The organism is Mesorhizobium sp. B2-7-3, from assembly GCF_006440715.1.
GTDB classification, from domain to species: domain Bacteria; phylum Pseudomonadota; class Alphaproteobacteria; order Rhizobiales; family Rhizobiaceae; genus Mesorhizobium; species Mesorhizobium australicum.
Genome location: NZ_VFTY01000004.1, coordinates 127,870 through 141,532, shown reverse-complemented (window position 1 = coordinate 141,532; position 13,663 = coordinate 127,870). Strand labels below are relative to the sequence as shown.

The window sequence follows — 13,663 nt, the reverse complement described above, 5'->3', positions numbered from 1 at the left end:
CAAGAGGGGACACCCGTGACGCGGCAGAACTACTTCTTTACCTCGGAATCCGTAGCCGAGGGCCATCCCGACAAAGTCTGTGACCGCATCTCCGACGAAATCGTCGATCTGGTCTATCGTGAAGCCAAAAAGACCGGCATGGACCCATGGAAAGTCCGTGTCGCCTGCGAGACGCTCGCGACCACCAACCGAGTCGTCATCGCCGGTGAAGTGCGCGTTCCCGAGACGTTGTTGAAGAAGGACAAGGCCGGCAACATCCTCAAGGATGCCGCGGGCCACCCCGTCGTCAACCCGGCGAAGTTCAAATCCGTCGCCCGCAAGGCGATCCGTGAGATCGGCTACGAGCAGGCCGGCTTTCACTGGAAGACGGCCAAGATCGAGGTCCTGCTGCATGGCCAGTCGCCTGATATTGGCCAGGGCGTCGACAATGCGGCCGACCGTCAGGGCGAGGAAGGTGCCGGCGACCAGGGCATCATGTTCGGCTATGCCTGCCGCGAGACGCCGGACCTGATGCCGGCGCCGATCTACTACAGCCACAAGATTCTCGAACTGCTGGCAGCGGCCCGCCACGAAAACAACGGTGAGGCCGGCAAGCTCGGGCCGGACGCGAAAAGCCAGGTCACCGTCCGCTATGTCGACGGCAAGGCCGCCGAGGCGACGCAGATCGTCCTGTCGACCCAGCATCTGGATTCAAGCTGGGATTCCAAGAAGGTCCGCAAGGTGGTGGAACCTTATATCCGCGAGGCATTGGGCGACCTCAAGATCGCTGACGATTGCATGTGGTACATCAACCCGACCGGCAAGTTCGTCATCGGCGGTCCGGATGGCGATGCAGGCCTGACCGGCCGCAAGATCATCGTCGACACCTATGGCGGCGCAGCCCCCCATGGCGGCGGCGCCTTTTCCGGCAAAGATACCACCAAGGTCGACCGGTCGGCTGCCTATGCGGCGCGCTACCTGGCCAAGAATGTCGTGGCGGCGAAGCTCGCCGATCGCTGCACCATCCAGCTTTCCTACGCCATCGGTGTCGCCCAGCCGCTATCGGTCTATGTCGACCTGCACGGCACCGGCAAGGTCGACGAGGCAAAGCTCGAGGACGCGCTGCGCAGCGTGATGGACCTGTCGCCGTCAGGCATCCGCCGTCATCTCGACCTCAACAAGCCGATCTACGCCAAGACGTCGTCTTACGGCCATTTCGGCCGCAAGGCTGGCCGTGACGGGTCTTTCTCCTGGGAAAGGACCGATCTGGCCAAAGCGCTCAAGGATGCTGTCGCGGCCTGAGGGCGGCGGCAGGACTGGCGCCAGTCGATGAGTGACGCGGACAGGCCAAGCCGCATGACCGAAGCCTTCTTCGGTCGTCGGCGCGGCAAGCCCGTGCGCCCGCAGCAGGCTGCGGCGCTGGAAAGCGGGCTTGGCAAATACCGGCTCGATCTGACGGCCGAGGCACCACCGGACCTGCGCGTCCTGTTTGAAGCAGAGGTTTCGGCGGTTCGGCTCGAGATCGGCTTTGGCGGCGGTGAACATCTCCTGCATCGCGCCATCGAGGCGCCCGCGACAGGCTTCATAGGCGTCGAGCCCTTCGTCAACGGCATGGCCAAGATGATGATGGCGGTGCGGGCAGCGCCGCTGGCCAATCTCAGGGTCTACGACGACGACGCCACCCAGTTGCTTGACTGGTTGCCGCCGGCCTCGCTCGACGGCATCGATCTTCTCTATCCCGATCCCTGGCCGAAGAAAAAACACTGGAAGCGGCGTTTCGTCAGTCCGGTCAATCTCGATCGTTTCGCACGCGTCCTGAAACCCGGCTCGAAATTCCGCTTTGCGTCCGACATCGACACTTATGTGAACTGGACCTTGCTGCATTGCCGGGCGCATGGCGCTTTCGCATGGCAGGCTGCGGAAGCGGCGGACTGGCATCGCTCCTATGAGGGCTGGCCCGGCACGCGCTATGAGGCAAAGGCCATTCGCGAGGGGCGCCGGCCGGCCTATCTGACTTTCGTCAGGACCTAGGTCCGCCCAACCGACAACCTGCCGGGAGGACGGGGTCGAATGCCTGTTGGAGTCAGAAACGACCGATCCTGTTGAATACGGCCGGATCCATACCGAGGTTTCGCAGGTCGTCGGCTCTGGGCTTGCGCCCTGCTTCCACGGCGCGAGACGCGGCAACGGCGCTGCCGAATGAGGTGAACAGATCGCCCAAGGCGGAGAATATCCTGCGGTTGCTCATGGTCTTGTCCTTTCGCGCGCCAGCGCGCCAATTCAATTCGTTTGATGGCTAACAAATAAGAGCGCGCCGCCGGCTCTCACAGGCGGATTGCCGCATGGCGGCCATGCGCCTGGAACAACCCTGAACCCACAGGCTTTCGTCCGGCCGGGACTGCGGACTTGAAACACGAACCGTGTTCGTTTATATCAGCCTCAAATTCTTGGTCGGTATGACGAAGAGTGGGTCCACCCGGTCCCGCTCTTTTTTATTACCTGCCGATAGGTTCGAGACCAACGATAGGCAACGATGACTGGAACGGCAAACGAAGGTGACGATCGCATCATCCGCGAAAGCGGCATCGATGCGCGCATTGCGCTGATCGTCCAGCCGGTGCTGCGCGGCATCGGCTTTCGCCTCGTGCGCGTGCATCTGTCCGGCCAGAACGGGCTGACGCTGCAGATCATGGCCGAGCGTGAGGACGGCACCATGACCGTCGAGGATTGCGAAGAGGTCAGCCGCGCGGTGTCGCCGGCGCTCGACGTCGATGATCCGATCGAAAAGGCCTATCACCTCGAAGTCTCTTCGCCCGGCATCGACCGGCCTCTGGTGCGCAAATCGGATTTCGTGACCTGGACCGGTCATCTGGTGAAGATGGAAACATCGGTCGTCGTCGCCGACCGCAAGCGCTTCAAGGGCAAGATCGCCGAAGCCGGTGAGAACGACGTGCTGATCGAGCGCGACAAGGCGGCCTATGGCGAGGAGCCGACAGTGCGCGTGCCCTACGATGCCATTGCCGATGTCAGGCTGATCCTGACCGACGACCTCATTCGCGAAGCGTTGTCCAAGGACAACAGGGAGCGCAAGGAAGCCAAGAGACGCCGCGGTGAACCGGACGACGATGTGTCCGAGGGTACGGAACCGGACGCCACGGAAGAACACGAACAGGAAATTTGATTGAGCTGCCGGGCGCAAAGGTCCGGCGAACAGGCTCGGGAGAAAGAACATGGTTGTAAGCGCCAACAGACTTGAACTGCTGCAGATCGCCGATGCGGTCGCGCGTGAGAAGTCGATCGACAAGTCGATCGTCATCGCCGCCATGGCCGATGCGATCCAGAAGGCGGCGCGTTCGCGTTATGGCCAGGAGACCAACATTCGCGCCGACATCAACCCGAACACCGGTGAGATGAAGCTGCAGCGGCTGATGGAAGTGGTCGAGAAGGTCGACGATTACGCCACCCAGATCGCCATTTCCTCGGCACGCGAGCGCAATCCCGACGCCCAGCTTGGCGATTTCATCGCCGAACTGCTGCCGCCGATGGATTTCGGCCGCATCGCCGCCCAGTCTGCCAAGCAGGTCATCGTGCAGAAGGTGCGCGAGGCCGAGCGTGACCGCCAGTATGACGAATACAAGGACCGCATCGGCGAGATCGTCAACGGCACGGTCAAGCGCGTCGAATATGGGAACGTCATCGTCGATCTCGGCCGTGGCGAGGCGATCATCCGCCGCGACGAGCTGATCCCGCGCGAAAACTACAAATATGGCGATCGCGTGCGTGCCTATGTCTACGACGTGCGGCGCGAGCAGCGCGGCCCGCAGATATTCCTGTCGCGCACCCATCCGCAGTTCATGGCCAAACTCTTCACCATGGAAGTGCCGGAGATCTATGACGGCATCATCGAGATCAAGTCGGTCGCCCGCGACCCGGGCTCGCGCGCCAAGATCGCCGTCATTTCGCGTGACAGCTCGATCGATCCGGTCGGCGCCTGCGTCGGTATGCGCGGCAGCCGCGTCCAGGCCGTCGTCGGCGAATTGCAGGGCGAGAAGATCGACATAATTCCGTGGTCGCCTTCGGCGGCCTCCTTCATCGTCAATGCGCTGCAGCCGGCGGAAGTCGCCAAGGTCGTGCTCGACGAGGATGCGGAGCGTATCGAAGTGGTGGTTCCCGACGATCAGCTGTCGCTGGCCATCGGCCGCCGCGGCCAGAATGTGCGCCTTGCCTCGCAGCTCACCGGCTGGGACATCGACATCCTGACCGAGGCCGAGGAATCCGAGCGCCGCCAGAAGGAATTCGTCGAGCGCTCGGCGCTGTTCATGGAAGCCCTCGATGTCGACGAGATGGTCGGCCAGGTGCTGGCCTCGGAAGGCTTCACCAGCGTCGAGGAAGTCGCCTATGTCGATGCCGGCGAGATCGCCTCGATCGACGGCTTCGATGAGGATACAGCCTCGGAAATCCAGACCCGCGCCCGCGAATATCTGGAGAAGATCGAGGCCGAGCACGACGAGAAGCGCAAGGCGCTGGGCGTTTCGGATGATCTGCGCGAACTCCCCGGCGTCACCACCGCCATGATGGTGACGCTCGGCGAGGATGGCGTGAAGACGATCGAGGATTTCGCCGGCTATGCCGCCGACGACCTCACCGGCTGGAAGGAACGCAAGGACGGCGAGACCAAGGTCTATCCCGGCGTGCTGGCCAATCACGGCGTTTCGCGCGCCGATGCCGAGCAGATGGTTCTGGCCGCTCGCCTCAAGGCCGGCTGGATCACCGAAGACGAGCTTGCGGCCGAAGAAGAAACGGCCGACGAAGCCGTTGGTGCGTGAGGTGAAACCGCATCGCACACAACCCGCCCTTGGACGAGATGAACGATCGCACCTGCATCGTCACCCGCAAACAGGCCGAACCGGATGAACTGATCCGGTTCGTCGTCGGCCCGGATTCGGCCGTCGTTCCCGATCTCAAGAGAAATCTGCCCGGCCGTGGTTGCTGGGTGAGTGCGGACCGCCTACATATCGACAAGGCGGCGGCCAAGAACCTTTTTGCCCGCGCCTTCAAGGCACAGGTGGTCGTGCCGCCCGATCTCGGCGGCATGGTCGACGGGCTGCTTTCCAGATCCGCCCTCGGTATGCTGGGTCTTGCCCGCAAGGCAGGCTCGATTTCGCTAGGCGCCACCAAGGTCGAGAGCGCGGTGCGCGGCGGACTGGCGCTTTTCGTGCTCCACGCGACCGAAGCGTCCGAGGATGGCGTGCGCAAGATCAGCCAGGCGCGGCGGGCGACCGTCCATATCGGCGGCCCCTCCATCCTTGCCTACAAACTTTTCTCCGAGGCCGAGTTGAGCTTGGCATTGGGGGGTACAAATGTGATACATGCTGCCGTCCTCGCGGGAGACGCGGGTAAGGCGGTCCAGAAGCGCATGGTTGCGCTCGACCGATATCGGGGCGGTACCCCGGACGATCTTGCAATGCTTGCGGCCGTTGCTGACGAAGATGATGCCGCAGAGGATATGGAATGAGCGATACGAAATCGGGCGACGACAAGACGTTGAGTGTTACACCGAAGAAGACCTTGACGCTGAAGCGCCCCGGCATGGAACAGGGCACCGTGCGCCAGAACTTCTCGCACGGCCGTACCAAGTCGGTCGTGGTCGAGACTAAGAAGCGCAAGTTCTCGCTGCCCGGCGACAAGCCGGAGCCGGCCGCGGCTCCGCCTGCGCCCGTCTTCACGCCGAAGCCGGCGGTCGTGGCGGCACCTGTCGTCCAGGAAGCGCCCAAGGCGCCACCTCCGCCGCCGGCTCCGGTCGAGCGCAGCGGCATGGTGCTGAACGAATTGTCGCGCAGCGAGATGGAAGCGCGCCGCAGGGCGCTCGAGGGCTCGAAGGTCCGCGAGGTCGAAGACCGTCAGCGGGCCGCTGAGGACGCCAAGCGCCGCGCCGAGGACGAAGAGCGCCGCAAGCGCGAACGTGAGGATTCGGCGCGCCGCCAGGCCGAGGAAGAGGCACGGTTGCAGACCGAGGCCGAATCGCGCCGCCGCGCCGAGGAAGAGGCGCGCCGCCGCGCACCGCAAGCCGCCGAGTTGGCGACCGCCGACGAGGAGGAAGAGGTCAAGCCGAAGCGGGCGACCGCCGGCGCACCGGTGCGCCGCCTGGTCACGCCCGAAGTGGCGCGCCCGGCAAAGCCCACCAAGAGCGAGGAAGACCGCCGCCGTGGCAAGCTGACACTGAACTCCGCGCTGTCCGACGAGGATGCCCGGGCTCGTTCGCTGTCGTCGATGCGTCGCCGCCAGGAAAAATTCAAGCGCGCGATGCACAACGAGCCGCGCGAGAAGGTCATGCGCGAAGTGATCCTGCCCGAGACCATCACCATCCAGGAACTGGCGCAGCGCATGTCGGAGCGTGCTGTCGACCTGGTCAAGTATTTCATGAAGCAGGGCCAGATCCTGAAGCCAGGCGACGTCATCGACGCCGACACGGCCGAGCTGGTCGCCACCGAATTCGGTCATACGGTCCGCCGCGTTGCCGAGTCCGACATCGAGGAAGGCCTGTTCAACATCGCCGACAATGCCGAGGACCTGGTGTCGCGTCCGCCGGTCGTGACCATCATGGGCCACGTCGACCACGGCAAGACCTCGCTGCTCGATGCGATCCGCAATGCCAATGTCGTTTCCGGCGAGGCCGGCGGCATCACCCAGCATATCGGCGCCTATCAGGTCGAGAAGAACGGTCAGAAGATCACCTTCATCGACACGCCCGGCCACGCCGCTTTCACGGCGATGCGCGCCCGTGGCGCCCAGGCGACCGACATCGCCATCCTGGTGGTCGCGGCCGACGACAGCGTCATGCCGCAGACGATCGAATCGATCAGCCACGCCAAGGCGGCCGGCGTTCCGATCATCGTGGCGATCAACAAGATCGACAAGCACGACGCCGATCCGCAGAAGGTGCGTTCCGAACTGTTGCGCCATGAGGTCTTCGTCGAATCCATGGGCGGTGAAGTGCTGGACGTCGAAGTGTCGGCGACCAAGGGCACCAATCTCGACAAGCTGCTCGAGGCGATCCTGCTGCAGGCCGAAATCCTCGACCTCAAGGCCAACCCCGACCGTACCGCCGAGGGCGTCGTCATCGAGGCGCAGCTCGATAAGGGCCGTGGTCCCGTCGCCACCGTTCTGGTGCAGACCGGCACCTTGATGCCGGGCGACATCCTCGTCGCCGGCAATGAGTGGGGCCGCGTGCGCGCTCTGGTCAACGATCGCGGCGAGCAGATCAAGGAAGCACCGCCGGCGATGCCGGTCGAGGTGCTCGGCCTTCAGGGAACGCCGCAGGCTGGCGACCGCTTCGCCGTGGTCAACAACGAGGCCCGTGCCCGCGAGATCACCGAATATCGCCAGCGTCTGGCGCGCGAGAAGGCGGTGGCCAGGCATGCCGGCCAGCGCGGCTCGCTCGAACAGATGATGTCGCAGTTGCAGACGAGCGGGCTGAAGGAATTCCCGCTGGTCATCAAGGGCGACGTGCAGGGTTCGATCGAGGCGATCAATGCCGCGCTCGACAAGCTTGGGACCGACGAGGTTCGTGCGCGCATCGTTCATTCCGGCGCCGGCGCCATCACCGAAAGCGACGTCTCGCTGGCGGAAACGTCTGGCGCGGCGATCATCGGCTTCAACGTTCGCGCCAATGTGCAGGCACGTGCCGCGGCCGCGGCCGCGGGCATCGAGATCCGCTATTATTCGATCATCTACAACCTCGTGGATGACGTGAAGGCGGCTCTGTCGGGCCTGCTCTCGCCGGAGCGTCGCGAGACCTTCATCGGCAATGCCGAGATCCTCGAAATCTTCGACATCACCAAGGTCGGCAAGATCGCCGGCTGCCGTGTCACCGAAGGCAAGGTCGAGCGTGGTGCGGGCGTACGCTTGATCCGCGACAACGTCGTCATCCACGAAGGCACGCTGAAGACCCTGAAGCGCTTCAAGGACGAAGTTTCGGAAGTCCCGGGCGGCCAGGAGTGCGGCATGGCCTTCCAGAACTACGAGGACATGCGCGTCGGCGACGTCATCGAGTGCTTCCGCGTCGAGATGGTGACCCGCACACTCTGAGGTCGAGTGACTTGTCGATATCGGGCGGTGGTCGAAAGACCGCCGCCCCAAGCCTGTTGACCACAAGCCTGTTGAGAATAATCATTTGAGACATGCGGCACGGTCCCATCCCGCGCCTCACGCTTTCAGGATCGAGAAAAATGCCCCGTTCCACCACATCAAGCCCATCCCAGCGCATGTTGCGCGTCGGTGAACAGGTGCGCCATGCGCTCTCGGAAACCCTGCAGCGCGGGGACATCATCGACCCGTTGATTGAAAATACCGTCGTTTCGGTGTCGGAAGTGCGGATGTCGCCGGATCTCAAGATCGCCACAGCCTTCGTTTCTCCGCTCGGCGCAAAGGATACCGACGCGGTGATCGAAGCGCTGAACAAGCATGCCAAGTTCGTGCGCGGCCGCGTCTCCGGCGCGCTCCGGCAGATGAAGTACATGCCGGAGTTCCGTTTCCGGCTGGATACGTCCTTCGACAATTTCGCCAGGATCAACGACCTGCTGAAGTCACCCGAAGTGGCACGCGACCTGGATAGCGACGACAACAAGGAAGAAGAATAATGGGGCGTCGCGGCAAGAAGAAGGGCCGGCCGGTCTCCGGCTGGGTGGTGCTGGACAAGCCGGTCGGTATGGGCTCGACCGAGGCCGTCTCCAAGATCAAATGGCTGTTCCAGGCCGAAAAGGCCGGCCATGCCGGCACGCTCGACCCTCTTGCCTCCGGCATGCTGCCGATCGCGCTCGGCGAGGCCACCAAGACCGTGCCCTACGTGCAGGACGGCGCCAAGATCTATCGTTTCACCGTTGCCTGGGGACAGGAGCGGTCGACCGATGACCTCGAAGGTCCGGTGACGAAAGAGGCCGATCAGCGTCCATCGGAAGCCGATATCCGGGTGTTGCTGCCGAAATACACCGGCGTCATTATGCAGACGCCACCGCAATTTTCCGCGATCAAGATCGCGGGTGAACGCGCCTACGACCTCGCCCGCGAAGGCGAGACGGTCGACATACCGCCGCGCGAGATCGAGATCGGCCGGCTCGACATTGTCGAGCACAAGCCGGACCAGACGATTTTCGAGGTCGAATGCGGCAAGGGCACTTATGTGCGTTCGCTGGCCCGCGACATGGGCCGCGACCTCGGCTGCTTCGGCCATATCAGCGAACTGCGCCGGGTCGAGGTCGAGCCGTTTACGCCAGAGGACTTCGTCACCATCGCCGAACTCGAGGCCGCGCGCTTCGGCGCGCAAGGTGACGATAAACCGGATCCGGAGGCAGATGCCGCGGACGCAGTGGAGATGCCTATCGATTTCGGCGCCATCGACGGGCTTCTCGTCGACACCTCGGCGGCGCTCGACTGCCTGCCGCAGATCGCGATCAGCGACGATGCCGCGACCAAGATCCGCCTCGGCAATCCGGTCATCATTCGTGGCCGTGACGCGCCGGTGGAGGCGGAAGAAGCCTGTGCGACGGCGCGCGGCAAGCTCGTCGCCATCGGCGCTATCGAGCAAGGCATGTTCAAGCCCAAGCGGGTCTTTGCCGGGTGATCGGTCTGATCGCCATGGCGGTATAGGACAAGCAGGTTCGACGGGTGGTGGCATGGCAAAGGCCGAGGTGGTGAAAAAACGGGCGCCGGTGAAGACGAGACGGCCTCCGGTTGGCGCCTCGCCCGGCACGCTGATCGCCGATCCGGCGGCGCGGCGCTCCGAACTGCGGCTGACCTTGATCTCGCCGCAGAAGTTCAAGACCATCGAGAACGCCAGCATCGACGACGTCGAGGTCAGTTGCCGGAAATGGCCCGTCATCTGGCTCGACTGCACCGGCCTTGCCAACATCCAATTGATCGAGGAGATCGGCCGCATCTTCAGCCTGCATCCGCTGGCGCTGGAGGATGTCGTCAACACCGGCCAGCGGCCGAAAGTCGACTTCTTCGAGGATCACGCCTTCGTCGTCATGCGCATGATCGACGATGTCACGTCGCATCGCTATGAGCAGATCGCTCTCTTCCTCGGCGAGAACTTCGTCGTCACCTTCCAGGAGCGCGAGGGCGATCCGTTCGATCCGGTGCGCAAGCGCATCGAGAGTTCGGCCCCCAACCGGTTGCGCACGCGCGGCGCCGACTATCTCGCCTATGCGCTGATCGACGCCATCGTCGACAGCTATTTTCCGCCGATCGAGGCTGCCGGCGACCTGGTCGACAGCATTGAGGACCAGATGCTGCATTCGACGCACAAGCACCAGATGCGGCAGCTGCACGAATTGCGGCGCGATGCCAATGTTTTGAAAGGCGTGCTGTGGCCCATGCGCGATGCCCTGGCAACGCTGATCCGCAACGACGTGGCCTATGTCACAGCCGAGACCAAGGTCTTCCTCAACGACACGCTCGACCATTCGCTCAGGCTGATAGAGCTGGTCGAGACCCAGCGCGACATGCTGACCGGCCTGATCGAAATGCATCTGTCGCTGAGCCAGGCCCGCACCAACGATGTCATCTCCTATCTCACCATCGTTTCGGTCATCTTCATGCCGCTCACCTTCCTGGTCGGCATCTGGGGCATGAACTTCGACCCCGCCAGCTCGCCATGGAATATGCCGGAGCTGAAGGCGTACTACGGCTATCCCTTGTCTCTGCTGTTCATGGCTGCCGTCGCTGTCGGGCTGATTGCATTCTTCAAATGGAAGAAATGGCTTTGACCGGGTTTAAACCTGTCATTTGAGCCTCAAAAGCCGGCTTGTGAATTGGGCTGGTGTTTTTCTGGGAATTGCACTATATGCGCCGCAGCATAGCGCCTTGACGCTTTGCATGCACGGCCCCTGCTGGACGACATCCCGGCTGTGGGCGACCCGTTTCCTCAAACAGATAAGGAAAAACACGATGTCGATTACTGCCGAGCGCAAACAGGAATTGATGGGTGAATTCGCAACCGCCAAGGGCGATACCGGGTCTCCGGAAGTCCAGGTGGCCATCCTTTCCGAGCGCATCAAGAACCTGACCGACCATTTCAAGGACCACAAGAAGGATAACCATTCCCGCCGTGGTCTGCTCGCTCTCGTGTCCCAGCGCCGCAGCCTGCTTGATTATCTCAAGCGCAAGGACGACTCGCGCTATCAGACACTGATCGAGAAGCTCGGTCTGCGCCGTTGACGAATTGACCGGCGGGCTTTCTTCGGAGAGCCCGCCGGTCGCGCATTCTGCCAGTCGCACAGGCTGGCCAGACCCGGTTTCGAACGTGCAAAGGGCCGCTCGAAACCGCCCATGGACGGTCATGGGGCAGGATTGCAGGACGCTCGCGCGCTTGTCGCGCCTAAATCACCCGAGCTTCCCGTTGTCTTGCCCGTGGCTGCCCGAGAAAGGAAGCCAGGCAAAGGGCATCCGCGCACCGTGAAACGGCGCGGCCCTTTCCGCTTATTAAGGACAAGACATGTTCAATCACCACAAAGTGGAAATCGAATGGGGCGGTCGTCCGCTCATCCTGGAGACCGGCAAGATCGCGCGCCAGGCCGACGGCGCGGTGCTCGCCACCTACGGCGAGACCAAGGTTCTCGCCACCGTCGTTTCGATGAAGGAGCCCAAGCCCGGTCTCGACTTCTTTCCGCTGACCGTCAATTACCAGGAAAAGACCTATGCCGCCGGCAAGATCCCGGGCGGCTATTTCAAGCGCGAAGGCCGTCCGAGCGAGAAGGAAACGCTGGTTTCCCGTCTCATCGACCGCCCGATCCGCCCGCTCTTCGCCGCCGGCTACAAGAACGACACGCAGATCGTCGTCACCGTCGTCCAGCACGATCTCGAAAATGACCCGGACATCCTGTCGATCGTCGCCACCTCGGCGGCCCTGACCCTGTCGGGCGTTCCCTTCATGGGCCCGATCGGCGGCGCGCGCGTCGGCTACATCAATGGCGAATATGTGCTGAACCCGCATGTCGACGAGATGCAGGAGTCCAAGCTCGACCTCATCGTCGCCGGCACCACCGATGCCGTGCTGATGGTCGAGTCGGAAGCCAAGGAACTCGGCGAAGAGCTGATGCTCGGCGCTGTCATGTTCGGCCACAAGGGTTTCCAGCCGGTCATCGACGCCATCATCAAGCTGGCGGAAGTTGCCGCCAAGGAGCCGCGCGACTTCACCGCGCCGGATTATTCCGCGCTTGAGGCCGAGATGTTGAAGATCGTCGGCGACGAGCTCAGCAATGCCTACAAGAACGTCGACAAGCAGAAGCGCTACGCCGCCGTCGACGCCGTCAAGGCGAAGGTCAAGGCCGCGTTTGCCCCGGCTGAAGGCGAGGACGCAAAGTACACCTCCGAACAGATCGGCTCGGTATTCAAGGAATTGCAGGCGAAGGTCGTTCGCTGGAACATCCTCGACACTGGCGCGCGCATCGATGGCCGCGATTTGAGCACGGTTCGCAAGATCGTCTCCGAAGTCGGCGTCCTGCCGCGCACCCATGGTTCGGCGCTGTTCACCCGCGGCGAGACCCAGGCGCTGGTGGTTGCCACGCTCGGCACCGGCGAGGATGAGCAGTACGTCGATTCCTTGACCGGCATGTACAAGGAGAAGTTCCTCCTTCACTACAACTTCCCTCCCTACTCCGTCGGTGAGACGGGCCGCATGGGTTCGCCGGGCCGCCGCGAAATCGGCCATGGCAAGCTCGCCTGGCGCGCCATCCGTCCGATGCTGCCCTCCGCCGACCAGTTCCCCTACACGCTGCGCGTGGTCTCGGAGATCACCGAGTCCAACGGCTCGTCCTCGATGGCTACCGTCTGCGGCACCTCGCTGGCGCTGATGGATGCCGGCGTGCCGCTGGCCAAGCCGGTGGCCGGTATCGCCATGGGCCTGATCAAGGAAGGCGAGCGCTTTGCCGTGCTCTCCGACATCTTGGGCGACGAGGATCACCTCGGCGACATGGACTTCAAGGTTGCCGGCACCGAAGGCGGCATCACCTCGCTGCAGATGGACATCAAGATCGACGGCATCACCGAGGAGATCATGAAGATCGCCCTTGGCCAGGCCAAGGACGGTCGCCTGCATATCCTCGGCGAGATGTCCCATGCCCTGACCGGCGCCCGCCCTGAACTCGGCGAGTTCGCGCCGCGCATCGAGGTCATGCACATCCCGACCGACAAGATCCGCGACGTCATCGGTTCGGGCGGCAAGGTCATCCGCGAGATCGTCGAGAAGACCGGCGCCAAGATCAACATCGAGGACGACGGCACGGTCAAGATCGCTTCGTCGAACGCCAAGGAGATCGAGGCGGCGAAGAAGTGGATCCACACCATCGTCGCCGAGCCGGAAGTCGGCGAGATCTACGAAGGCACGGTCGTCAAGACCGCCGACTTCGGCGCCTTCGTCAACTTCTTCGGTCCGCGTGACGGCCTCGTCCACATCTCGCAGCTTGCCAACGACCGGGTCGCCAAGACCTCGGACGTCGTCAAGGAAGGCGACAAGGTCTGGGTCAAGCTGATGGGCTTCGACGAGCGCGGCAAGGTCCGCCTGTCGATGAAGGTCGTCGACCAGGCCACCGGCAAGGAAATCGCCCGCGACAAGAAGACCGAAGGCGAAGAAAACGCCGCCTGAGGCCTCTGACGGAAAAATCGAAGCGGGCGCGGCTTATGTCGC

Annotated in this window: 12 protein-coding genes; 11 read left to right on the top strand and 1 reads right to left on the bottom strand. The window is 63.1% G+C overall.

The genetic code is table 11. From position 1 onward, the window contains the following. The first annotated feature begins 15 nt into the window (after positions 1–15). On the top strand, positions 16–1,281 hold the full coding sequence (gene metK / locus FJW04_RS10860) for a methionine adenosyltransferase (RefSeq protein ID WP_015314012.1): 1,266 nt from the start codon (positions 16–18) through the stop codon (positions 1,279–1,281). A gap of 27 nt (positions 1,282–1,308) precedes the next feature. Then, positions 1,309–2,010, top strand: a complete 702-nt coding sequence (locus FJW04_RS10855; RefSeq protein ID WP_140714044.1) for a tRNA (guanosine(46)-N(7))-methyltransferase TrmB — start codon at positions 1,309–1,311, stop codon at positions 2,008–2,010. 52 nt (positions 2,011–2,062) lie between these two features. On the opposite strand, the gene FJW04_RS10850 is transcribed toward FJW04_RS10855, so the two are convergent. Continuing rightward, positions 2,063–2,227, bottom strand: a complete 165-nt coding sequence (locus FJW04_RS10850) for a hypothetical protein (protein WP_140714042.1) — start codon at positions 2,225–2,227, stop codon at positions 2,063–2,065. Positions 2,228–2,512: 285 nt separating this feature from the next. Between FJW04_RS10850 and rimP the strand changes: the two genes are divergently transcribed. The 9 genes from rimP (at position 2,513) to pnp (ending at position 13,621) form a co-directional block, all read left to right on the top strand. Continuing rightward, positions 2,513–3,160 (top strand): ribosome maturation factor RimP, encoded by a 648-nt coding sequence (rimP, locus tag FJW04_RS10845; RefSeq protein ID WP_140614778.1) that lies wholly within the window; start codon positions 2,513–2,515, stop codon positions 3,158–3,160. A gap of 49 nt (positions 3,161–3,209) precedes the next feature. Then, positions 3,210–4,805 carry a transcription termination factor NusA gene (gene nusA, locus FJW04_RS10840; protein ID WP_015314008.1) on the top strand — a complete coding sequence of 532 codons (1,596 nt, stop codon included), beginning with the start codon at positions 3,210–3,212 and terminating at the stop codon, positions 4,803–4,805. 38 nt (positions 4,806–4,843) lie between these two features. Beyond that, positions 4,844–5,494 carry an RNA-binding protein gene (locus tag FJW04_RS10835; protein WP_140714040.1) on the top strand — a complete coding sequence of 217 codons (651 nt, stop codon included), beginning with the start codon at positions 4,844–4,846 and terminating at the stop codon, positions 5,492–5,494. Continuing rightward, positions 5,491–8,067 carry a translation initiation factor IF-2 gene (gene infB, locus FJW04_RS10830; RefSeq protein ID WP_015314006.1) on the top strand — a complete coding sequence of 859 codons (2,577 nt, stop codon included), beginning with the start codon at positions 5,491–5,493 and terminating at the stop codon, positions 8,065–8,067. Before FJW04_RS10835 ends, infB begins: the two co-directional genes overlap by 4 nt. 140 nt (positions 8,068–8,207) lie before the next feature. Continuing rightward, complete coding sequence (gene rbfA, locus FJW04_RS10825) at positions 8,208–8,618, top strand: 30S ribosome-binding factor RbfA (RefSeq protein ID WP_015314005.1); 411 nt, start codon at positions 8,208–8,210, stop codon at positions 8,616–8,618. Then, the gene (gene truB, locus FJW04_RS10820; RefSeq protein ID WP_015314004.1) at positions 8,618–9,598 is read left to right on the top strand and encodes a tRNA pseudouridine(55) synthase TruB; all 981 of its coding nucleotides are present in this window, start codon (positions 8,618–8,620) and stop codon (positions 9,596–9,598) included. Before rbfA ends, truB begins: the two co-directional genes overlap by 1 nt. A 52-nt stretch (positions 9,599–9,650) precedes the next feature. After that, on the top strand, positions 9,651–10,745 hold the full coding sequence (gene corA / locus FJW04_RS10815; RefSeq protein ID WP_140660647.1) for a magnesium/cobalt transporter CorA: 1,095 nt from the start codon (positions 9,651–9,653) through the stop codon (positions 10,743–10,745). 181 nt (positions 10,746–10,926) lie between these two features. Then, entirely contained in the window at positions 10,927–11,196 is a 270-nt protein-coding gene (rpsO, locus tag FJW04_RS10810) for a 30S ribosomal protein S15 (RefSeq protein WP_015314002.1), read from the top strand. Positions 11,197–11,473: 277 nt separating this feature from the next. After that, complete coding sequence (pnp, locus tag FJW04_RS10805) at positions 11,474–13,621, top strand: polyribonucleotide nucleotidyltransferase (RefSeq protein WP_015314001.1); 2,148 nt, start codon at positions 11,474–11,476, stop codon at positions 13,619–13,621. The last annotated feature ends 42 nt before the right edge of the window (positions 13,622–13,663 follow it).